Source organism: Anabaena sp. CCY 0017 (assembly GCF_963920885.1).
Lineage (GTDB): Bacteria > Cyanobacteriota > Cyanobacteriia > Cyanobacteriales > Nostocaceae > Nodularia.
This window is the reverse complement of the sequence record NZ_CAWUDG010000011.1, coordinates 106,607-130,149: the sequence shown is the minus strand read 5'-3', so window position 1 is coordinate 130,149 and position 23,543 is coordinate 106,607. Positions and strand designations below refer to the sequence as shown.

Annotated in this window: 19 protein-coding genes; 7 read left to right on the top strand and 12 right to left on the bottom strand. The window is 40.2% G+C overall.

Features of this window, described 5'->3' with window-relative positions:
• Window positions 1–9 precede the first annotated feature (9 nt).
• From ACM0OW_RS15045 to ACM0OW_RS15010, 8 genes are all read right to left on the bottom strand, one after another.
• The gene (locus ACM0OW_RS15045) at window positions 10–690 is read right to left on the bottom strand and encodes a hypothetical protein (RefSeq protein WP_414550904.1); all 681 of its coding nucleotides are present in this window, start codon (window positions 688–690) and stop codon (window positions 10–12) included.
• Between the two features lie 45 nt (window positions 691–735).
• On the bottom strand, window positions 736–1,560 hold the full coding sequence (locus ACM0OW_RS15040; RefSeq protein ID WP_414550903.1) for a hypothetical protein: 825 nt from the start codon (window positions 1,558–1,560) through the stop codon (window positions 736–738).
• Window positions 1,561–1,595: 35 nt separating this feature from the next.
• On the bottom strand, window positions 1,596–2,645 hold the full coding sequence (locus ACM0OW_RS15035; protein WP_414550902.1) for a hypothetical protein: 1,050 nt from the start codon (window positions 2,643–2,645) through the stop codon (window positions 1,596–1,598).
• A 20-nt stretch (window positions 2,646–2,665) separates the two neighbouring features.
• On the bottom strand, window positions 2,666–3,451 hold the full coding sequence (locus ACM0OW_RS15030; RefSeq protein WP_414550901.1) for a hypothetical protein: 786 nt from the start codon (window positions 3,449–3,451) through the stop codon (window positions 2,666–2,668).
• A gap of 132 nt (window positions 3,452–3,583) precedes the next feature.
• Complete coding sequence (locus ACM0OW_RS15025; RefSeq protein WP_414550900.1) at window positions 3,584–6,331, bottom strand: hypothetical protein; 2,748 nt, start codon at window positions 6,329–6,331, stop codon at window positions 3,584–3,586.
• A complete protein-coding gene (locus ACM0OW_RS15020) occupies window positions 6,279–6,656 on the bottom strand; it encodes a hypothetical protein (RefSeq protein ID WP_414550899.1) in 378 nt (125 codons plus the stop codon). Before ACM0OW_RS15020 ends, ACM0OW_RS15025 begins: the two co-directional genes overlap by 53 nt.
• A gap of 226 nt (window positions 6,657–6,882) precedes the next feature.
• The gene (locus ACM0OW_RS15015) at window positions 6,883–7,494 is read right to left on the bottom strand and encodes a hypothetical protein (RefSeq protein ID WP_414550898.1); all 612 of its coding nucleotides are present in this window, start codon (window positions 7,492–7,494) and stop codon (window positions 6,883–6,885) included.
• A 947-nt stretch (window positions 7,495–8,441) separates the two neighbouring features.
• Window positions 8,442–9,794 carry a UDP-N-acetylmuramoyl-tripeptide--D-alanyl-D-alanine ligase gene (locus ACM0OW_RS15010; RefSeq protein ID WP_414550897.1) on the bottom strand — a complete coding sequence of 451 codons (1,353 nt, stop codon included), beginning with the start codon at window positions 9,792–9,794 and terminating at the stop codon, window positions 8,442–8,444.
• 1,300 nt (window positions 9,795–11,094) lie between these two features.
• Here ACM0OW_RS15010 and ACM0OW_RS15005 point away from each other — a divergent pair.
• The 3 genes from ACM0OW_RS15005 to ACM0OW_RS14995 all read left to right on the top strand — a co-directional run bounded on the left by ACM0OW_RS15005 (window position 11,095) and on the right by ACM0OW_RS14995 (window position 14,277).
• Entirely contained in the window at window positions 11,095–12,162 is a 1,068-nt protein-coding gene (locus ACM0OW_RS15005; protein ID WP_414550896.1) for a glycosyltransferase family 4 protein, read from the top strand.
• Window positions 12,159–13,478: an ABC transporter substrate-binding protein gene (locus ACM0OW_RS15000; protein WP_414550895.1), complete on the top strand. Its 1,320-nt coding sequence runs from the start codon at window positions 12,159–12,161 to the stop codon at window positions 13,476–13,478. The genes ACM0OW_RS15005 and ACM0OW_RS15000 overlap by 4 nt, the downstream gene beginning before the upstream one ends.
• 112 nt (window positions 13,479–13,590) lie before the next feature.
• Entirely contained in the window at window positions 13,591–14,277 is a 687-nt protein-coding gene (locus ACM0OW_RS14995) for a class I SAM-dependent methyltransferase (protein WP_414550894.1), read from the top strand.
• 78 nt (window positions 14,278–14,355) lie between these two features.
• Here the strand turns inward: ACM0OW_RS14995 and ACM0OW_RS14990 are convergent, their stop codons facing one another.
• Complete coding sequence (locus ACM0OW_RS14990; RefSeq protein ID WP_414550893.1) at window positions 14,356–15,063, bottom strand: FkbM family methyltransferase; 708 nt, start codon at window positions 15,061–15,063, stop codon at window positions 14,356–14,358.
• A 445-nt stretch (window positions 15,064–15,508) separates the two neighbouring features.
• Here ACM0OW_RS14990 and aspS point away from each other — a divergent pair, with 445 nt between their 5' ends.
• Entirely contained in the window at window positions 15,509–17,296 is a 1,788-nt protein-coding gene (gene aspS, locus ACM0OW_RS14985) for an aspartate--tRNA ligase (RefSeq protein ID WP_414550892.1), read from the top strand.
• A 217-nt stretch (window positions 17,297–17,513) separates the two neighbouring features.
• Here the strand turns inward: aspS and ACM0OW_RS14980 are convergent, their stop codons facing one another.
• Window positions 17,514–18,329 (bottom strand): S-layer homology domain-containing protein, encoded by an 816-nt coding sequence (locus ACM0OW_RS14980; protein WP_414550891.1) that lies wholly within the window; start codon window positions 18,327–18,329, stop codon window positions 17,514–17,516.
• 356 nt (window positions 18,330–18,685) lie between these two features.
• Between ACM0OW_RS14980 and ACM0OW_RS14975 the strand changes: the two genes are divergently transcribed.
• Window positions 18,686–19,615 (top strand): PRC and DUF2382 domain-containing protein, encoded by a 930-nt coding sequence (locus tag ACM0OW_RS14975; protein WP_414550890.1) that lies wholly within the window; start codon window positions 18,686–18,688, stop codon window positions 19,613–19,615.
• Window positions 19,616–19,733: 118 nt separating this feature from the next.
• Here ACM0OW_RS14975 and ACM0OW_RS14970 read toward each other — a convergent pair whose 3' ends face one another.
• Window positions 19,734–19,892 (bottom strand): hypothetical protein, encoded by a 159-nt coding sequence (locus ACM0OW_RS14970; RefSeq protein ID WP_414550931.1) that lies wholly within the window; start codon window positions 19,890–19,892, stop codon window positions 19,734–19,736.
• Between the two features lie 106 nt (window positions 19,893–19,998).
• On the opposite strand from ACM0OW_RS14970, the gene ACM0OW_RS14965 reads away from it, so the two are divergent.
• Window positions 19,999–20,820, top strand: coding sequence for an S-adenosyl-l-methionine hydroxide adenosyltransferase family protein (locus tag ACM0OW_RS14965; protein WP_414550889.1), 822 nt, complete (start codon window positions 19,999–20,001; stop codon window positions 20,818–20,820).
• A 53-nt stretch (window positions 20,821–20,873) separates the two neighbouring features.
• Window positions 20,874–21,530: a DUF2301 domain-containing membrane protein gene (locus tag ACM0OW_RS14960; protein ID WP_414550888.1), complete on the top strand. Its 657-nt coding sequence runs from the start codon at window positions 20,874–20,876 to the stop codon at window positions 21,528–21,530.
• Window positions 21,531–21,935: 405 nt separating this feature from the next.
• Here the strand turns inward: ACM0OW_RS14960 and ACM0OW_RS14955 are convergent, their stop codons facing one another.
• A complete protein-coding gene (locus tag ACM0OW_RS14955; RefSeq protein WP_414550887.1) occupies window positions 21,936–23,195 on the bottom strand; it encodes a DUF4912 domain-containing protein in 1,260 nt (419 codons plus the stop codon).
• Window positions 23,196–23,543 lie beyond the last annotated feature (348 nt).

Sequence of the window (23,543 nt, the reverse complement as noted above, 5' to 3'; positions counted from 1 at the left end):
GTAGGAATTTCAAGAACAGTTGTTATCTTCGATGTCACATATCTGGTAAATTTCTAGCCTAGCTTCACCCAGACGGTAAGCTGCTAAATGCCACGGTAGTGGTTTATCTGGGAGTGAAATTATTGATTCATCTATAGTTCGCACTAGGATTTGTTTATTGAAAGCAGTTGAGGTTCCCAGATTATTAGAACCGCTAAAATTTAATTGATTCGCAAACATTTCAATTTTCCATTTACCATCAGCTATTTTTGTAGGTTGAGAGATTTTTTCTATGACTAATACATATTCAGTTTCTCGATTAATATTGTTTAACTGTCCGGTAGGATTTAAATTAGTAATTTCTGCTTGAAACTTGGGTTTCAAATTATTAGCTAAAAGTTGTGAACTAATTTGCCATACTGTGAGTGGTGGTTGTTGCTGTGACCAAGTAAGCATCAGAGTCATGGTTTCACCGACAAAGCGGCGAATTGTTTCTGGATGTCTTTCATCAGTTTGTTTTGGATCTACAGTAATCGCTCGACCATCAACAAGTTGCACCAAACTTTCGGGTGTTAACTGCTGTTTTAAATCCTGAATCATAGAATTGTGGAACAAAAATAATAGCAAGCTAAATAGATGTAATCCAAATGTTCCTACAGCTAACAGTGGCAAAATGCTACTTTTTTTGTTTTCTGGTTTGACTAATTGCATAAATAGTTCAGGTTATAAATTATAAAATTACTCATGTCCGAAAATTTATCGCGTAAAACTATCAGAATTTATTTGCTTAACACAAGGGTTTGATTTATCCTTACCGAGATTACTATAATTATCCAATAAACATAAATTACGAATTTCGTAAATTTCCAACTTAGCAGCCCGATTGCTATAAATTGCTTTTTGGATGTCGGTGGTATTATTAGCTAGAGGGTAGGGAAAATAATCTATAGCCCGCACCAGAAAGTCTTTATTAAAGGGTGTGACTATTTTTCGCTCATCATCTTGTTTTTTTTGAATCAGGTCGGCTACCATCCCTACTCGCCACTGACCAGGGGCTATTTGTTCGGGAGGATAAACCCGTTGGATGACTAATTCTGCGGTGATTACTTGACGAGGATTGTTAGAGAATACTTCTGGTGGAGTCATTTGCGCGATCGCACTTAAAAAACCTTTACGAAAATCTTCTGATATAGCAAAACTAGCTACCCAACTGCTGGTAGTCACTTTTTGGCTACCACCTTGCGGCGTTCTCACCTGAATTCCTATATCTGCTTGAGGTTTTGCAGCTGCTTCTATAGTTTGTGGTGGTAGAGTTCCCGACCAGTTAAACATGGCTGTCATAGTTTTACTGATAAATTGGCGAATAGCTTCGGGGTCTCTGGCTAAATCATCAACCGCAGCTATGGGTTCACCATCGATCATTTGCACAAAATTCGGCGGTTTTCTCAGACTGAGTTGGCGAATATTTAACCCTTGTAAGATGAATAAAAATAACACTAATAGATGTAAACTAAAAGTAGCGATCGCAAAGATTGTGAGAACATTTCCGGTAGGTTTTCTTTTCTGGAGTAAATTGGTCATTTTTTCATTTTCACCTCATCTACCATTTTGAGAATTTATATTCTATCTTTGACTACAGCACTTGTATTATTAATCGCACTGAAAACGGCGAATCCTCCCGCACCTGCTACAGCTAAAGATAACAGTGGGGCTAAAATTCCTAGAAAGATAATAAACCACATTAAATCAGGATTAGCATTCGGATTTTCTGCTGGTCCATTAATCACAACTGCGGCGGTTACAGCAGCAATTATATTAAATGAAATCTTGGCAATTCCCGCCGAGAAAAACCCAGTCAGCCAAGCATAAACAGGTTTACCAGCTACAGGTAGCAAGGATGCACCTACAGCCAAAGGACCTAAAGCTGCTATCAGCAACATGGTGGCTTCTATGAGGTTTTGAAAGGCATATTGCAAAGAAATTAAAAAGTTTTTGATACTGGTTTGGGCTGTATTCCCTAACAAAGAATTAAAACTCGTATCTGATAAATTTCCTGTACCGAACTTCAGGGCAATTACTTGATTTTCTAGTCTTTGAATCCAAATTCTATTACCATATAAATTTCTATATTCTCGCCAGAGGTTATCGATTTGGTCGCTGGCTTGAGCAAAACATTGGGTTTGTTGTTCGCCAGTCAGTGATTGACAAGGACGCAATAAAGAACCAGCCACTTCTTCAGCCAAACTCATATTTAGGGCTTGCTGATAGGTTTGTTCAGCATCTGCTGTAGCTACTACTTGTTGATTGACTGTATTAATAAAGTTTCTGACTCCCAATGTCAGATTAGAAAGTATGCTACCATCTCCTGTATTACTTAATAATAGGACTACGATAAAAGGCCAAATTAAACCCGTGATTGGTCGCGAATATTCACTGTATATAACATCTTTTAGCCATTGCATCATAAAAAATAAGAGAGTTCCTACAGCGAAAAATACACCCAGATTAGTCAGCGCTCCATATAAATTATTACTGGTATTATTTTGTAATAAATCTAGCCATTGATTATCCCAACTTTCAGCCATGCTTCTCGCCGTTACAGCACCACTATCAAAAGTTTCATTGATACCAATTTCAGGGAATGTTTGTAAAATATAACGCTGCATTTTGGTTGACAATAAATATACTAATTTTCTTCTCTACCAAACAAATCGATTTGAGCCGTAGTCCGAATCAGTCTTGCTGTCTCTGTTGCACCATCTACTCTACGAGAGCGATTCATCTCATCCATTTGCTGAGAAATATTTGCTAAATTTAAGTTAGAGTATTGCAGAGATTGATTTGTTTGCATTGTCTGAGCTAATGTTTCTCCAATGATTTTTGATTGCTCACTTTGAATTTTCAGAGTTTGTAATTGCAAATTAATTTGACCAACATTTGTCTGTGCTGATAACTGTTGAGCCGCATCTTCAATTAGCGGAATTTTGCCAAGCAGATCAGAGAGTAAGTTTTGGTTACTTTCTTCGGCATTCTTGGCAGTTTCTAGAATATTTATAATTGTGTTTTCAGTTTCATCTAACTTATTTTTTAATCGCCGTTGTCCATCTCTACCCATCATACTTTCCACTGAACCACGAGTAATTAAACGATTAATTTCATTACTTACCGAATTTGATTGCACAACGGGATTATTTTCAAATTTATCTGTTGTGGGGTTAAACAATAAATCCTGACGAAAGCTTTTCCCAGCCTCAACGGGATTCGGTATATTCAATTCACCTGTAGAATTATTCAGCGCATTTTGACCTCTAATTTCTAAAGGTCTTAAGGTTTCGCTGAGATTATTTCTGAGATAATTTTGCATATCTACAGAGTAAAATTGAAATTCAGTCCAAACCTTACCCAATTGCGCCATTGCTGGTAAAACTAGAAAGAAGGAAAAAGTTAGTGTCAAAAATGTAGTTTTCTGCATATATTTTGAAGATATGAGGAACGAACCGCCAAGTACGCCAAGGAAAGAGGAAGAAAGAGATTCGGTGCAGTTATTCAAATCCAAATTTAATTCTTTGCGTCTTTGCGCCTTTGCGTGACACTCATTCCTTTATCAACTCCCCCGCAACGAAGCGATTAACTGACGTGCAAATACCGAAATTGCTTCATATTTATCCCTATGTTGTAACATAGCTTTTTGGCGTGCAGTTTGTTCATTTGGGTTGTTAGCAACTACGGCTAATTGCTCAAATCCTGGGTAGTAACGGCAGAATGTATAAATGCCGTTATCATCTAACAACCATTGACTGTAAATACCTTCTTTGCGAGGAAAAAAGCTTTCTGTGGCATTACGAGCAATAATATCGCGAGGATATTTTAAAATGTTCACAAAACTATCTACTGCTACTGGTTGAATCCTCCCAATTAATCTGGTTGACAAGTTTTGCAAAATCTTTGATGCGGCTTTAGATTTGGCTATGGTATCAGGGTCTTGTCCTGATAAAATGACTCGAATTCCAGCTTTAGCACCGTTGGCGCAAATTCTTCCCACTAAATCAGCAATTTGATCAAATTCAAATAAAATTGGGGCTTCGTCAATGAAGAAAATAGACGCTGGACTACTTAACGCCCGTCGCAAAGCGGCGGAATAAGCACTTAAAGATAAAACAGCTGCATCTTCGTTATCTGAGAGGTTCCGCAGTGCAAATACTAAAAGTTGTGCATCGGTGGGAAAGCTAGAGGGTGCAGAAATAGACTGTCCGACGCGACTCGAAAGCCAAAACCGTAAACGCAGTTGAATTTGACTGAGTGCGTCATCTACCCGACCACTGAGAGAATCTAATTGCAGATGTTCTGGGGAACAGAAACAGAGAAAGTCTTTTAAAGTGGGGGTTTTTTGCCAAGCTTGACTACCAAATCCTCCAGCGATCGCTTGTTTATATCGTTCTTGAATCCCTGTATCAGCGAAGAAAGCGCTTAAAGCCAAGTTGAGAAGGGAACGCACGGTTTGAGACAGCAGTTGGTTTTCAGTCGATGACCCTAAAACCATTGTCATTAAAGCGGATTCTAAAAAGCCAGTGTAATCTAGTAGGCGATCGCGCTGTGTTTCTGGAGAGAGCGATCGCAAATCTGGCTGCTCAAATAAATTATTGGATTGTTTGGAAATATCAAAATAGGCTCCATTCCCCTCCATAAATTCTGTATAGTCGGTAAAGGTAGATGAGCCATCAGGTTTAGGAAAATCCAAGGCGACTACAGGAATCCCATGAGCTAAAGCCTGAGTTAAAATTCCCGATACCAAAACCGATTTACCAGCACGAGTAGTAGCAAACAAAGCTAAATTTTTATGTTGGTTAAACAAATCTAAATGTATGGGAGTTCCCCCTTCTTCAGCAATTAATTCAAAGCCGTGACTATCTCCAGCTTTGGTTAATACTAAAGGCATTAATCCCGGAACTTCACTAGTTAAATATAACTGACGACGGTTAAAAGGTTTTACTAACAAACCCTCCCAAACTATGGGTAAAGATTGCAGCCAAATTTTCCACGTATATTCAATTTCTCTAATTACCTGCGCTGGTCTTTGAAAACAGTTTTCTATATATCTTGTTGCTTCATCTAATTTGGCTACAGTGGGACGATGGACAAAAATCACTATACTCGTATATATCGGTACTGCTCCCTCATATAATTGTTCTTGGGCTGCTACTGATTTCTTTAACTTTAATTGAGCGTTAACATCGATAGTTTTACTTTTTTCCTGAGCCATAAGTGCTGTCATATTCGACTGTTTTAGCACTCGCTGCAAAGTATTTTTAACTATGGCTGGATTAGCGGCAGTTAATTCACAAAAAATTTCTGTATCTACTACTGTTTCTCTGGCTAATAATTCCCATAAATAACGCATCTGAGCAAATTTATTCTGCCAACCACCGGGCTTTTCTAGGAAAGTTAACGCCCCAATATAGCGATTTTTCACATTTACCCAGCGCCGATCCGCACAAGGTACATTAGACTCCATTAGCAACGTGGTACTGTGAATATTTTCGATCAGTAACTTGGTACTAGCTAAGTCTGAATTAACTTGCTCATGCAGTCCATTTTCATCTAACTGAATTAATTGGGGAATTTCTATCGGTTCTGTATCATTAAATTTTCTCCAAGCGTGTTCCCATAAATCATCAGCGTTTAAAGGTTTGACATCTAACCCCATTTTGTTAGATAAAAGCTGTTCCCAACGGGAAAATCCTTGTTGGTAAGCTTTAATAATCAGAGTTTCGATGCGCTGATTTTGCACTTCTGCTAATTCACCTTTAAATTTTAGCCACCATAATTCACCTTTGGATAAAAGCTTCTCAATCCAATCATCTGATTGCGTAGTATTTGGTTCAATCGTATAAGTTACATAAATTCGCAGAAATTTGGGCTTACGAATTCCCGAATTAGTCAGTTCTTGAATTCTGGCTCGTTCTGCTGTTAATAAAAATTTGATATCCCGCGATGGTGTCCGCTTTACCAAGTCGGCTAATTCTGATTGTCGTTTTGTGTCCGAACTAAAAGACCCGATATGTAAGGTCATTTTTTCACCTTCAGGAATATCTTTTAAACCTGATTCAATATTATTGAATATTGTGTCTATTTGTTCAGACCTTAAAGTAGTATGAATTCCTCGACATTCAAACCCAAAAACAAAGCAAAACCGATCTTTCTGGGTTTCTTTGTTCAAAATGTAAGCGCCCACATCACGACCGTCAAGGGCAATACGTAACATTGTCGCCAAATGTAAAGCGTCCTCAAATGGTGTTAATCTACTTTCTTTGCCGGCGATGCTTAGGCTTTGTTTTCCGATTTTTTGCTTCATAGTTAACTTCTAACAAGCTTTGATAACGTGCAAAGCCTCTTGTCCAAGTGGGAACCCCGACAAATTTGCTTAAAAAACGCCAACTCCTACCACCAGTTAATATCCACCAAGTGGCTATTCCCCAACCTGCAATTAATACTGTCCATAACCATCTTTGGAAATCATCTGCAAAAATCCCCCCAAAAACTCCATTGACAACGAAGTAAGCAGCTAAAACAATTACAATCCAAGGAAATATTTGGTCAGCCGGAATTGGTCCTAATGATGGTTGTGACCCTAGTATCTGATTAACTGGACGAAATTCTTGCTCTCGTTCTTGAGTCATAATTTTTTAATTCGTAATATTTCCTTCGGAAACGCTACGCGAACGTAATTCGTAATTTGTAATTACCTTTACACTGGGGATTTAGTCATGGAAGATTTTATTTGGTCATTTGGAGTCTCAGGAAATTATCTAGTACACTGCGGCGTAAGTAAACAGACAATTCAAAATCAATAAAAAGCCTAGAGGATAAGATTTTTGACTTTTGACTTTTGACTTCACGGCGGTACTAATTACTGCTATCACCAATTACGAAGCCTGTTAAGACATCAGCAACAGTGACAGCGACAACTACTAATAAGGGAACTCTAGCGATACTTTGCCAATCTTCATCTTTACGGACTGCATTAATTACACCAATGAGAGAAACTGCAATATAAAGTAAATAAATTGCCCTTAACACATTGAATATTAAGCTTACTGCTGGTTGGCTATTGTTACTATCTCCTGTACCTTGAGTTAAAGTATTGCGGAAAAAATCCTCAGCCCTACCAAAAAATTGTGCATATACAGGTGTGGCAAAATAGTCTAACCAGAAGAAACTGAGAATCACAGATACTGCCAAAATTTGTAACAGTATCAGCCATCGCTTTGGTAAATGCACTTGCTGTCCAACTTGTTGCATGACTATGGCGATTAAACTACCCGCCAGCACACAAAAAAGCAGAATGGGACTTTTGAGGCTAACTACACTTAAAAACACAGCACAAGCAATTAAAAACGGTACAGATTCAACCATGCTAAGATAACATGATTCCCAAGCCCCTCTCAATTGACCAGATGTTTTCTTTGTAGCAGTTAAACTTTTTTCGAGTCTTCTCACACTGGATTTTGTAGACATTTGCCTCCTCTATTATCTGTAACAAATATCAGTTGTATTCATTCTTAAAAGTTTTACCATCAAACTGATCTAAAATTCATCCTTAAGTAAGAATTTTATGTCCCCAAAATATAATACAGGTTCAATGTATTACCTTTTATTAAGGATGTATTAACCAATTATTAAGATTTCATTAAATAAAAACTTTTTTTTAGATAACAGATCATGCCTTGCGCCCCCACTGCATGGATAGACTGGTAGGGAAGGGGCTAGGGACTTTTTTCAAACCCAAACTTAGACGTAAATGTAGATTGGGTTGTAATTAACAGGAAACCCAACTTTACCCGATATTTGGTTTGCTTCGTTGGGTTAAGCGCAGCGCAACCCAAACTAGAGAAAGAATGCTAACTAATTTTTTATACTTTATACCTAACATTTATTCATGCACAAGAAGACATAAATACAGTAATTTTGTCTAAACAGTTTATCTGGGATACTTGATTTTTTAAAATTATTTATTAATAATAAAGATAACCTCTAACAAGTTGTAGTCCATCTTGTTAAGAACCTAACCTTATCCAATTTTGCAAGTCCGCACCTGCGGACTTTATTTATGTTTACTTTAATTCTATATTTGTTTATAAGGAATTATGTCTGAATATTTAATCTCATAGGCTTGATTTTTTGAATTGAATCAATAAGAATAGAGATGCAAACTGAAATAGTTGTTGCTTTTAAAAGTAACAATTAGTCCTTATATAGCAATTATATTCGATTTGCAAATCCTGGGAATTTCTAATACCCAATTTCTTGAAGAAATTGGGATTATTTTTGTTAATAACTCATTCAGGATTGCTATAGCATTTCTGCATCATTCGCGTTCAAAGAAAGTCCCGGTGTATTAGAGATACCGGGATTATAGGATTTTAAACCCAAATAAATAGGATGGCGAAAATTTAGCCAATTAATCACAGAAATTCTGCCCGAAACTGATTAACAACGCGATCAAGTCCCACAGAATGGGCGGCTTTAAATAAGATGCGATCGCCTGCTTGGACAAATGTCTTTAATCTGGCTACCAAATCAGCATGAGTAGCAAAGCATTCTGATGGAATACCCCCGGCACTTTGAGCGATCGCTTGTGCATCTGTACCATCCACTAAAACCAGCAAACCGTCTAACTGCAACCTCTGCACCGTTTCACCCACTCTTTGGTGCAATTGCAGCGATCGCTCTCCCAATTCCTTCATTGCACCCAACACCGCAATCTTGCGTTTTCCCGGTGTATCTGCTAATAATTGCAAAGCTGCCTCCATAGCTTCTGGTGCAGCATTATAAGTCTCATCTAAGAGAATAATATCATGGGGCAGGGTAAACTGTTGCGATCGCCCCGTGGGCATATTCACCTTGACACCATTCTGCAACCTTGACCAGGGGATTCCCAAAACCTGCGCCACCGCTAAAGCTGCTAAAAAATTACTGGCATTGTGACGACCAGGTAAAGGCAACGGTAGCTGTATTCCCTCAACTTTTATCGTCTCGTTATCGATCAGCACTCCTTGGATATCGCCAGCAGACAAGCCATAACTCACAACTTCCCCAGACCAAACTTGCTGCGCTGTAGCCATTAATAGGGGATTGTCATGATTGAGAATAGCCACACCATCTGGAGACATTTCGGCTAATAATTCACATTTAGCACGAGCGATCGCTTCTTCAGAACCCAATAACTCAATATGTGCCGTGCCTACATTAGTAATCACCCCAATATTCGGACGGGCGATTTGCGTCAGTTCGGCGATTTGTCCCTCACCCCGCATGGCCATTTCCACTACTGCATAGTCATGTTCTGTATCCAGTTCTAGCAAAGTTTTGGGAACGCCGATTTCGTTATTAAAATTGCCAAAAGTCTTGTGAACTCGTCCCTGAGTTGCTAACACTGCGGCGATGATTTCCTTGGTTGTGGTTTTACCTACGGAACCTGTCACCCCAATCACTGGAATATTTAGGCGATCGCGCCACCATCTACCCAGTTGCTGATATGCTTGTAAAGTGTTTTTGACTTGCAATACAGGTAAACCCGGATTTGCATAATCGCAATCTACAATAGCAACTATTGCACCCTGAGCGATCGCATGGGAAACGAAATCGTGTCCATCAAATTTTTCCCCCCGTAAAGCCAAAAATACTTCCCCAGGTTTGATCATCCGGGTATCTGTTTGGATAGCGCTGCTGACTTGTGTTAAAGCAGCCTCAGATAAATTGATAGGTTGAGCGCAAAGAACTTCTAACAATTGGGAGATGCTAACAGACCAAGGCATAATTATGAATTTATTTTCAAGTTAAATTAGCTAAACCCAAAGTATACAAATTTTTGGGTACTTAGTCCTATACATGATATGTTGTTTGCTAAAAACATAATGTTAGGGCTTACGCATTGACAATAAATACCAAATATGTGTAACACTAAAAAGCACATATTGCGTAGGGGTTTAGCATTGCTAAACCCCTACAACACGGGTATATTTACTATCAACATAATCATTTTTCAAAGCCGGAAATTGGCTATTTTGGTAACTGCATACCATGATGAATTTGTACAGTGCGTAAGTCCTAAATGTATTTCATTCTTGGCAACCCAGTTTATCTTAAGTAGCAAAAAATCTATGCTACGGTTAATAAATACGTAATTATAGAAAAATTACGTATTTATTAGCATTTAAACTAAACTGTTTAGTCTAAATATAGACAAAAGATAATTATGAATAAAAAAAGACCCGCTAAAGTAAAAACTATTTCTATCCTTAGTATTTACTTGAGTATTTATTGGCTAATATTAGGGTTTTTATGTTTGTTCTATTTAAGTGCCTTGCAAGTATATGGTAGTTTGCACACATTTATGGGTTTCTCGGTGACTTTGATAATGGAATATGCTTTTTGGGCAATACTAATTATTACTTTAATATCTTGGGTGGTTATTTACGCTTTCTTTAATTTGAATAAATGGTCACTCATCGCTACTTATATATTTCAAATAATCTATATATTTTGTTCAATTTGCACACCTTTTTTATTCCCATTGACAGCAGTATTTTCAATTGTTAATATTGGCGTTTCCATAGAAATTTTATATTCCCTGAATAAGTCAAATGTGAAACAGGCATTTGGCTGGTAATACAAAACGAATGTGAAGCTGCACTAAATGACGGCGGTACTAATTCCCCTCCTCGCTGGTGGGGTTTGAACGGTTCCTTTAAGGTTGTCCACCTTCTATGACCGCAGCGCAAGAGTCGGCAAATAATCTTCCTCGTTAGCTTTGGTTTCAGCAATTGTGGCGTTGAGGATAAGACACTGGGTATTGAGAATGGGGTATTATCTAGTGGATTTAGTCTTAGGCGGTTTCATCTCAAGCTTTCTAGCTTGCAGACAACCAGTATTTTTCCTCAATCAATCTATCAAGCTCAATCTTAAGCTTCCTACTTCAAACATTAGACCCACTTATAATTGAGTCGGTTCGGTTTTATAGCAAGGTGCGATCTGCTTGCAGCAGCGCTTCGCTATCGCGATAACCGTACCACTGAATAGTTTGATTATTGATCCCGTTAACACCCCTCTACCATCATGCGTTTGTTATGTGTGTCTACACCCATTGGTTTTTTAGGTTCCGGAGAGGGAGGTGGAGTAGAATTAACCCTGACCAATGTGGTTCAGTCCTTAATTGACCGTAACCATAGTGTTACCATTATTGCACCCCAAGGATCTCAGTCCGCCTATGGACAGGTCATAGAAGTAGCCGGAGTCGCCCCGGACTCTGCACAACATCAGGAACGCCATACTCCTGTTTCTATTCCCTCCGGTAGTGTTTTAGGGCAGATGTGGGAAACAGCAAGGAAATTGCAGTCAGAGTTTGATATTGTGCTGAACTTTGCCTATGATTGGCTACCCTTTTATCTCACGCCTTTTTTCCAGCGTCCTGTAGCCCATTTGGTCAGTATGGGGTCTTTGTCTATGGTGATGGATGAAGCAATCCATACTGTAGCTCGGCGTTTCCCCGGAACCATCGCTGTTCATACTCAAGCCCAAGCTCAAACCTTTGCTTTTGCTTCCGCCTGTCGTTGTCTGGAAAATGGATTGGATCTCAGTCTTTATAACTGTAATTTACACCCCCAAGATTACTTAGGATGGGTGGGGCGCATTGCACCGGAAAAAGGCTTAGAAGATGCTATTTCGGCAGTTAACAAAATTCAGATTCCCTTAAAGATTTGGGGTAAAATAGAAAACCCTCAGTACTGGGAATGGATTCAAGCCGAATTTTCCTCAGCCCCATTTAGCTATCAGGGGTTTTTACCAACTCCAGCCCTCCAGGAAGCTTTAGGAAAATGCCGGGGGTTATTAATGACTCCTCATTGGGTGGAAGCCTTTGGGAATGTATGCATAGAGGCTCTGGCTTGTGGTGTGCCAGTGATTGCTTATAATCGTGGTGGACCAAGTGAAATTGTCAAGTCAGGCAAAACAGGATGGCTGGTAGAACCAGATAGTGTAGATGGACTGGTGGAAGCGATCGCCAAACTAGGGCAAATTGATCGCCGTCATTGCCGAGAACAGGCAGAAGCGGTCTATTCTTTAGCAGCTTTAGGGGAAAACTTTGAAGCTTGGCTCGATGATTGTTTAGCGAACCATTTGGAATGAAAATGACTCTTTTACTACACCCAATTACCAGTTATTTTCGCCAGTGGATTGCTGCTGCTGGGAGACGATTAGTTTTAGGAATTGTGCTGATTTCATGCTTAATCATCTTATCTGGCTGTCAAGCTTCATCACCAAAAGATGATGGCATAATTCGTTTGACATTGTGGCAAGGAATTAATCCCCCAGTTAATCGAGATGTATTTCAAAAATTAGTCGATAAATTTAATCAGACTCATCCTGATATCCAAGTAGAATCTATTTTTGCCGGTGGACTAGACCAACAATTGCCGAAAATTCTCGCCGCAGTTGTGGGAAATGTTCCTCCAGATATTCTGAGTTTTTACCCGCAATTGACAGGTCAGTTTAGTGAATTAGACGCAATTAGACCTTTAGAAGATTGGTTGGACAAATTACCCCTGAAATCGGAAATTAGCCCCAACTTATTGGCAGCATTAACATTAGACAATCATCTTTGGTCAATTCCACTTTACACCAGCAATCTGGGCATTTTTTACCGACCTCAGTTGTTCCAAGCGGCGGGAATTACCGAAACACCAAAAACTTGGTCGGAATTAAGAGAAGTTGCCAAAAAATTGACTATAGACAAAGATGGCGACGGTAAACCCGAACAGCATGGAATTTTATTACCTTTAGGTAAAGGCGAATGGACTGTATTTAGTTGGTTCCCCTTTTTATGGAGTGCTGGCGGGGAGATTATTACTGATAATCGACCAAATTTGACCACAGATGCAGCTGTGACAGCTTTGCAATTTTGGCAAGATTTAATTAAAGATGGTTCAGCCAAGTTATCTGCACCTGAGCGAGGTTATGAAGAAGACGACTTTATCGCTGGCCGCGTTGCGATGCAGATTACAGGCCCTTGGACTTATATCATGAAGTCTAATGTTGATTATCAGGTATTTCCCATGCCTGCAAGTGTGTCACAAGCTACGGTCATTGGCGATGGTAATTTCTATGTGATGAAGACTACCCCAGCCAGAGAAGAAGCCGCACTCAAGTTTTTAGAGTTTGTTTTGAGTGAAGAATTCCAAACAGAATGGAGTATCGGGACGGGTTTTTTGCCGGTGAATATCAAATCTACCCAAAGTGCAGCTTATCAGCAATTCATTACCGAAAAACCCGTGTTAAAAGTTTTTCTAGAACAAATGCCTGCGGCACGTGGTAGACCGATTATTGCTGGTTATAGTAGTTTATCTGATAGTCTGGGTCGAGCTATTGAGGCTACCTTGCTGGGTGCATCTCCAGAACAAAGTTTAAAAGCAGCTCAACAACGCCTCGATTTAATTTGGAAATAAATGGTGAGTAGGGGCGCAAGGCCTTGCGCCCCTATCGAGTGGTCTATAACTAGACAAAGGTTAATATTCAGTGTAAATTTTAGAATGTTACCAGGATAATTGTTACTTTAATATGCTACAAGAGAATCAAACACCCACTGATATTTTCTCGGAAATATATGCAAACAACATCTGGGGAGGAAATTCCGGAGAATTTTTCTCAGGTAAAGGTTCAGATGATATTTTTGCTATCCCTTATTGTAAATTACTCACAGAGTTTGCTGTGAAGAAACAGTTAAAAAATATCAAAATTGTCGATTTAGGATGTGGTGATTTTCGGGTTGGTCAGCAGCTTTTAAAAAGTTTAGAACAAGCCCAGATTAAATACCAATATATAGGTATAGACATAGTACCAACATTAATAGAACGCAATCAGAGTCAATATGCTAATGCTAATGTAGAGTTCTTATGTGTTGATGTTTTAACCGAAGATTTACCGACTGGAGATATCTGCTTAATTCGCCAAGTTTTGCAGCACTTATCTAACCAACATATTCAGAAATTTATCGATAAAATCACTCAATATAATTATGTATTTGTGACTGAAAGTTATCCTGAAAACGAACAGGATTGTGTACCCAATCTAGATATATCTACAGGTGCTGAAATTAGATTAGAAAAAAATTCAGCAGTCTTTTTAGATCAAGCCCCTTTTAATTTAAATAATGTAGAGCTAGTTCTAACTATACCCTACAAAGAGGAGATTCCTTTGTATGGTAAGCAGAGTAAACTTTGTATATTTAAAGTGGAAAATAAATAAAATAGATGGATAAATTCCTCTATTTAGCTTATATCCCCGTCTCTTCAGGGGATATAGGCATCACTACTTATAAATGACTTATTCTAAATCAAGATTATAAGCGAAGAAATTTCCGACATTAGAAAACCGAGCATCTTGGTAGGGAACAAATTCCACTCTAAAGCGATGACTAATGAATAAATCTGCCAACGTTCCCACAGTGTATTTCTCGAATCCTTCCACCTGTGCTGCACTGGGGATGGAGTCCATCAGATGATACTCCCCGACAAAACAGCAGACTTGTCGTAAGCGTTGAGATGTGAGAAGAATGGGAAACTCACTTCCTTCGCAATCGATTTTGAGAATTTTGACCTTTGAATCTCCGATGATATCATCCAGGGCTACGGTGCTTACAGGTTGACCAGCTGACGCAAAAATATTTCCCGATGCTGTGTTCATCCCTACCGGATCTGGCCCATCAGCTAACATTTCTGTATAGCCAGAATGATATAACTCAGACTCTTGTTTCTTATCTGAACGCCAAACGGCTTTGGAATTGATTACCACATTTGTAGAAGCAAGATTTTTTCGTGCTAGTTCAGCATTTTCTAAATTAGCTTCAAACCCTTCAATCTTTCGCGACCCCCGTTGCCAACATAAGTAAGAAAAACACCCGATATGCGCTCCAATGTCAATGATGCGATCTTCTGCTTGAAGCTGTTCAGGAATTCGATATTCGTTTTTTTCGACAACATAACGGAAGGCTACTGCATCGATTGTATTAGGCCGGAAGGAAATTTCAGTCATGGAATTTTATGGATAATAAGTGCTAGCGTAAAAAAGGGTTTATAAATGTAAAATTTACATTTTTGGCTGTGGCTTTTTCCAGTGCATGACTGAATCGAACATAGCTATATTACCATGTTTTGTTACTTGGGACTTGATCAGGAGTGCTGAGTTGAAAGACCGCCCATTTTCAATGCGGGGCTGAATCAAATACATCAGCACTCAGTAGTAAAGCCTTGCGAGTATGGCTGCGCTTAGACTCATAGCGGAAGCCTTCTTGTTGGCATAGCCTCTCGTAGAGAAGGGTAGCAATCGCCAAGGCTGGGATTGCGTCGATTGGCTCGCAATGACTGTAAATCTTTTTTTTTCTTCAACTGAAACTACTACAATTACTATTGATGCTAGATAATGGGAAAGCTTTGAGATTTATTAGCCCATCTAGCCCGACAGAATAAGACTAACACCTATGCGAACTCACTATTGCAGCGAACTCCGAAAAAAAGATATTGGAGAAACTGTTACCTTGTACGGTTGGGTAGACCGTCCCCGCGATCATGGGGGCGTGATATTCTTAGATTTACGCGATCGCTCTGGCATTGTCCAAGTTGTTAGTGATCCGCAACGCACCCCAGATTCATACGATCTAGCAAATACCCTGCGGAATGAATACGTTGTGGAAGTTACTGGGACAGTAACGCAACGTCCCGAAGAATCTTTGAATCTCCGCCTGCCCACGGGCGAAGTAGAAATCTACGCCGATAAAATTACACTCCTCAATGGCGTTGGTAAACAGTTACCATTTCAAGTTTCCAGCGCTTACAGTGAATCTGTACGGGAAGACTTGCGGCTAAAATATCGTTATTTGGATTTGCGACGAGAACGCATGGCGCAGAATATGCAATTGCGTCATCAAGTCGTTAAAGCCATGCGTCGGTTCTTAGAAGATTTAGAAGGTTTTATTGAAATCGAAACCCCCATCCTCACCCGTTCCACTCCAGAAGGTGCGAGAGATTACATCTTACCCAGTCGTCCCAATCCTGGCGAGTGGTTTGCTTTACCCCAATCACCCCAGCTATTCAAACAGATACTGATGGTATCGGGCATGGATCGATATTATCAGATTGCCCGTTGCTTCCGTGATGAAGATTTACGCGCTGACAGACAACCAGAATTTACTCAGTTGGACATGGAAATGAGTTTCATGTCCCAAGAAGAAATTATTGCCCTAAATGAAAAGTTAGTTGCTCATATTTTCAAAGCAGTTAAAGGCATTGAGTTAAACTTACCATTCCCCCGGTTGACCTACGCCGATGCGATGTCACGCTTTGGTAGCGATAAACCAGATACCCGCTATGGTTTGGAATTAGTCAATGTTGCGGATGTTTTAAAAGACTCTGGTTTTAAAGTTTTCCGGGATGCGATCGCTCATGGTGGTACTGTTAAAATTCTGCCAATTCCCAACGGTAACGATGCCATTTCTAATGTCCGCATTAAGCCAGGTGGTGACTTATTTAAAGAAGCTAGTGAAGCCGGTGCAAAGGGTTTAGCTTTCATCCGCGTGCGAGAAAATGGTGAAATTGACACCATTGGCGCAATTAAAGACAACCTCAGTGCAGAGCAAAAACAGGAAATTTTGCAACGCACAGGTGCAAAACCCGGACATTTGTTATTATTCGGGGCTGGTGACACTGCTACAGTTAATAAAACTTTAGACAGATTGCGGCAAGTTGTGGCTAGGGAATTTAAATTAATTAATCCCGAAAAAACCAACTTACTCTGGATTACAGATTTCCCCATGTTTGAGTGGAATGCTGACGAAAAACGCTTAGAAGCACTCCACCACCCCTTTACCGCACCCCATCCTGAAGATGTGAGTGATTTAAAAACTGCCCGCGCCCAAGCTTACGATTTGGTGTTAAACGGTTTAGAAATTGGTGGCGGAAGTCTGCGAATTTATCAAGGGGATATTCAACAGCAGGTATTTGAAGCCATTGGTTTGTCTCCTGAAGAAGCACAGAATAAATTTGGCTTTCTCTTAGATGCCTTTGAATACGGTACACCCCCACATGGTGGCATTGCCTACGGTTTAGACCGTTTGGTAATGTTGTTAGCTGGGGAAGAATCGATTCGCGATGTGATTGCTTTCCCCAAAACACAACAAGCCCGTTGTTTGCTCACCGATGCACCTTCAGGGGTAGATGTCAAGCAATTGAAAGACTTACACGTTGCTTCGACGTACAAACCCAAGTCTTAATCAGAATGTAGAGACGTTGTATAAACGTCTCTACACGGGTGTTCTCGGAAGCATATTTGAATTTGGCCGATATCTCATATCATGTCCGGTTAATCAGTAAGGGCGGGTTTATTAAAATCATTGTTGGTAATTGAGCATATCTGTGAACCCGCCCCTACTACAAACTGTTTATTATCGGTGATTTAGCTGACATCATCTAATTGGTGAACTCTTGTATTTATTGTGCAGCTTGGGTAACTTCCGGACGCACAATATAGTTATAAGCTTCCACATTACTAGGCAGAGGTTCCATTCTGTCCTGAGCGACCAAAGTTTGGTGGATAAAAGCCGCCGCAGTTGAACGTCTAAGAGGTTCGTTAGGTTCAAGCACTCTGGGATTAGGATGATTAACCACCAAATTTTGTTGTGTTGCTATGCCGATATCATTAATAGCATAGGGAGGAATTTGTTGGGCATCAACATAATAATCCCTTGCAAGTGCTGCTACAGGGGTAGGTGGCTGGGGTGCGGCTGCTACTAAAGGTTGCATTAAAGAAGTCATGGCCAGTGGTAAATATACAGGCCTCCTCACAACTCGCCGAGGTTCTGGTGCTAAATTTAAACCTCTAGTTAAGGTAACTAAGGCATCTACTCTAGAAACTGGTTGATTGGGGCCAAAGAAACCACCAGGATAACCACTCATAAATCCTTGTTGATAGGCTGACTCAATGGCTGGAGATGCCCAATATCCTTCAGGAACATCTTGAAAGGCGCTTGCATCTTCTATTTCTCGCACTGGTTCTCGATCAAAAGCTTGACGAAGCATAGCTGCAAATTCATCACGTTGTACAGCCTGTTCGGGTCGAAATGTGCCATCTGGATATCCCACAATTATATTTTTTTGGGCTAAACGCTCAATAAATGGTTTTGCCCAGTAATCAGGGGGAACATCAGGAAAAGTACTTTGTGATAAAACTGGAGAAGTTAGACTTGCTGCTAGCCCTAAAGTTGCCAAAGATGCTCCTAATGCAGAAATCCGGGATAAGCTAGACATCCAAACACACCTCCATTTATTTAAATTATTTAGATTTAAATTTATATCTATATCTATATCGTATTTTTTTCTCTTTCAATAGTTATCTATCTGTCGATTAAAACAATTGTGTCTAAAGTTATAAGTCAGATTTGCTGAATACTAATTAAGCTATAGGAATCCTCAATAAATTACGAACCAAAAGATGCCCAAAATCTTGTATGGGTATGGTATATGAGGCTCAAATTATTGCTTATCTAACTAGTAAATCTACTGGAAGTATTAAATAGGATATTCCTGCAATTCCATCCTCAGAAAGAAGTAGGAATCTCATATATCTTTTAAGATTATAGTTGTTGATTTAGGTAAATGTTAATATGGTTCTTTATAAACTTGAAGATTTGACGGCTGACTATACAATTACTGATTCTGATAATTATCAGATCGGAGACTTTGATGTTTACTCAGACATCAATGATGAAAAAGTTGGCACAGTTAAAGATATTTTAGTGGACGAGTCAGGACGTTTTCGTTATCTAGTTGTTGATACAGGTTTTTGGATTTTTGGTAAGCAAGTATTGTTACCAATTGGGCGTTCTCGCATTAGCTATGCAGATAGACGAGTTTACGCTACAGGACTTACCCAAGAGCAAGTAGAAAGCTTACCTGATTTTCACGACCTCGAACGAATTGATTACGATTACGAAGAGCAAGTACGCGGAGTTTATCGGACTCCCTTTGCAGAAACACCTTTAGAAACTTCTACACCTGTAGAGGCTACAGCACCTTTAGATACTCCATCGGCTTATGCCGATACTACAGCCAGAAGAACTGCACCTGCACCCAGGACTGGTTATAATCGTGATACCTATACTTACGACCAGGAACCGGATTTGTATGATACCAGTCAGAGCAATCATCAAAACCTCAAACTATACGAAGAAAGGTTAATTGCTAATAAAACCCGTGTTAAAACAGGAGATGTCTCAGTTGGTAAGCACGTTGAAACTGATAGAGCAGCAGTTTCTGTACCAATTGAAAAAGAGCGTGTAGTGATTGAACGCACTACCCCAACAGATGCAGGACGCGTAGTTGCTCCTGGTGAAGCTAACTTCCGTGAGGGTGAAGTTGCACGTATGGATGTTCACGAAGAAACTCCTGACATTCGGAAGGAAGCGGTTGTGCGTGAAGAAGTAGAAGTTAAAAAAGTTGTAGAAACGGATACCGTTGAGGCTCAAGAAAACCTGCGTCGAGAAGAATTAGACGTGAATAAGGGTAATAAGCGCTCTGGTAAAAGAAGGATTTAATTTCTAGTTGAATGTAGTAAGATTTGGGGGTTGTCAATGATTTGGCAACCCCTTTCCATAAAAAAAACCCGCCGAAGCTGGGTTTCACACAAAAAACTATGAACTACAAACTTTTTATTTAACGGATATATTTAATTTCAGCTTCGAGTTGATGAATCAGCTGCTCGTCACTCTTAGCCTTGGCTACTTGCAAGCGATGCTCTAGGCTTTTTTGAATATTCACTCTATGAGTTTGTTGTGCTTGACTCATAGCTTGTAGTCTATTCTGACTCATCATAATACTCCTGTTTAATTTTTCTTATGTCTGCTATCCTTAACATATCATATATTTCGTATCTGTCGATACAGAAAATTGTGTCTTAATATAATTTCATTATTAAGCCATGCCTGAAACAGAAATCAATCAAGGATCACTTCTGGCACTACTGAGCGATTTTAGCGATCGCGATGTTTATGTTAGTGTCATGAAAGGAGTTGTGGCTCAAATCAATCCCCAAATCAGGGTGGTAGACTTAACACACCAGATTCCGCCGCAAAATATCGCCGCAGCCAGGTTTTGTCTGATGAATGCTTCCCCATATTTCCCCGTGGGTACAGTATATGTAGCAGTTGTAGATCCTGGAGTGGGCAGTAAGCGCAGAGCGATCGCGGTAGAATTTGCTCAAGGGTTTCTGGTAGGGCCAGATAATGGCATATTTAGCGGGGTACTAAGTCAAAGTCCAGCCATTCATACCGTTGAACTCACAAACCCTAATTATTGGCGCACACCTGAACCCAGTAAAACTTTTCACGGTAGAGACATCTTTGCACCTGTGGGCGCTCATCTTGCTAGCGGTGTCGCTTTAAAACAGCTAGGACAAGAAATCGATCCAGCAACTTTGGTACAGTTGGATATAGGCAAATGTCACCAAACTCATGCCAGGGTCACAGGTTGTATTCAATATATTGATTATTTTGGCAACTTAGTCAGCAATATTCCCAGAAAATATGTGCAAGGTAAAAATTGGTGTGTGCAAGCTGCGGGGTTAACTATACCCGGATGTGAAACTTATAGTGATGTTAAACTCGGAGAAGTAGCCGCTTTAGTTGGTAGTCATGGCTGGGTAGAAATCGCCATCAATAGCGGTAATGCTTCCTCTCAATTACAGATTAACTGGCAAGATGCGTTACAAGTCTTATACTTGAACTCAAACCAAACCGCATAGAATTGAGAAAATTAAATTTCCAGTTGAAATACTATTGACAAAATTAACTAAATATGAATACACAAACACTATCTACACCAGAAGTTTATCAAGGTCAGTTTGGGGAATTTACAGTTGATGATAGCGATCGCACTGGCGTGATTATCTACCGCGCTGGTTTAATGGTAGCTGCACTCAGCTTTGCTATAGGTAGCCTTTTGGTTTTGTTCAACAATAATCCTAATACTATAGCCGCATTAACCCCTTTATATGCCTGTTTTAGTCTAGGTCTGGGTGTCAGCTTATTGACCATTCACATTTACATGGCATTCCTGCACCGACTATTACAAGTTTTTTGGGCTATCGGCAGTATATCAGCAGTAGTACTGGCATTGTCTAGTAGTGAACCTTTGGCGATCGCAGTTTACAACCAACCCCTAACATTATTTGGCATAGGTTTTACCTTCGTAGCATTAACAGGTATTTTCTTCAAAGAAGCTTTTTGCTTTAATCGCCTAGAAACTAAATTATTAACTCCCATAGTACCGTTACTTCTGCTAGGACATTTAGTCGGCATTTTACCAACTCATTGGGAAAAAGTTTTATTAGGAACTTGGGCAATTTTGTTTCTAGTATTTGCCTTGCGTAAAGCATTCCAAGCCATTCCCCCAGATATTGGCGATAAATCTGTATTTACTTACTTGAAAACTCAAAGTTTAGCGAAGGTTTAACTCTTGACGCTTTCCTCTTATTGTTAGGAAAGAACGAACCACAGAGGACGCAGAGGACACAGAGTCATGAGAGTTTCAGAGATTTTTTGCTTCATATTCTCCCCTCCTCGCTTGCCTACCGTGTACACACAAGTGATCTGATCCCCCTAAATCCCCCTAAACCCCTTCGGGGATGCGCCTTCGGCGTAGAAAAAGGGGGACTTTAAGAAATTTTCCCCCCTTCTCAAGGGGGGTTAGGGGGGATCGAAACGCTGTTAGGCAACTTGATAAGACTTGTGTGTACACGGTAGCCTCGCTTGCGGGGAGGGGCTGGGGGTGGGGTGATTCACACAGATAAATAAAAATCCCGCCATAAAATGAATATAGCGGGAAAGTTTTTAATATTCTCAATTCACCATCAGCAACTTAAGCAAACCATTCTAAAACAGCTTCATCCTTCGTATTAGTATTTCGAGAAGGAGTCTCACGGTTAAACTTCATTTGAATTGATCGTGTTTGTTCACCATCAGCCGCCACACCCACAATTGGATAGTCAATTAAACCATCTTGGAAAGACATCTGGAAGCGGAATGTCCCATCTGGATTCAGTTTAATTTGACGACCACCAATGGTAACAGTTGCATCAGGTTCAGTTGCACCATAGACAATCAACTCAGCGTCAGCAACTAACCAGAATTTGCGGGGACTCATGGGTACGCCAGCCGAGAAGCCAGCACCAGACATCCCCACACCAGACATGGTTAAACCAGAAGCAGTAGGAACCGCCCACATCCCAACACCAGAGGGGAAAACGTAGGAACTAATCGCTTCTTCGGGACGTGCTGAACCTGGTACTTGGTGCATGGAACCGAAGATAGAACCAGCAACTCGTTGTGATTCAGCAGATTCAGCCAAGCCAAAGATTTCTTCGTATATGGGGTTACTGTTACCATGTACTGCTACTCCTGCTGAAGCTGCTGCTGCTGCTTTCTTCGCAGGGGGAACTAATTCGTAAACAGTTTGGCCACGTAAATCTTCCTCAAAATTGACAGTCACAAAGGCATCCTCAATCCAGTCAGATGGATAAACAGGAGGAATGTGTACTCTCGCCGAACGTGCCAATACTAACCAACGACCATCAGCTGTACGGTAGCCGATATCTATGACATAATCGCGATCGCTCACTGGAATAGGAATATACCATTCTCTGGCCAGTTCATCAGCCGGATATTCTTGAATACTATGAGGACTTTGGTGATCAATGTCGATGTCGGTAACATCATAGATCCGCAGGGCTAGTTGCTGTCCGCCTTGCTGCCGTAGTTCTGCTTTGTGTTCGTTAGGAATATCCCAATAGGTATAAGCCCATTGAGGATCGCGGGGTAAAAGTACAATCCGACTTTCACCATAACCTTGTGGTAAGTCTGCCAGTCCTTCATCAACATCAGCCAAAGAACCACCAGTCCGGTCTTCTTGACCTAATTCAAATTTTGCTGCTTCCACGGTTTCCTGTGCCTCCAGTGAACGAGTTGGACTAAGCGATATTTTGCTGCGCTGGACTTCTTGAATCGATGCCAGCAATTGAGACTTACGCATTCGGCTATAGCGAGAGATGCTATATTCACTGGCAACTTTGCGTAGTTGCCTTAATGTCATCTCTTCTAGTGGTGGGCGTTCTTTTGCCATACTTTTGGACTCCAGTAGTTTGTAAGGTAAATGATTTCCCTGGGTTACAGAATCTTCTATAAAAATAAAATGTCATCTACCCCAGATGAATTTCTGATTCCTGACTTCTGGTTTTGCCCAGTTTTAGAATTTTTAGTTTGTTCTTAAATTGAGAGTCACGACCTTTCGATTCCTCGGTTATGCCATGATCAGCATTTCTTTGGGATCGGAGAAGTTCTTTTGTTAAGTAAATATTAACCAGTAAACCTTGCTAGGGATCAAGGGGGTTACAGCCACTCTTTTGCCTGTTGTACGAATTCATCAGCTTTTTGGGGATCATATTGTCATGGTTTCCTGACAATACAGCTA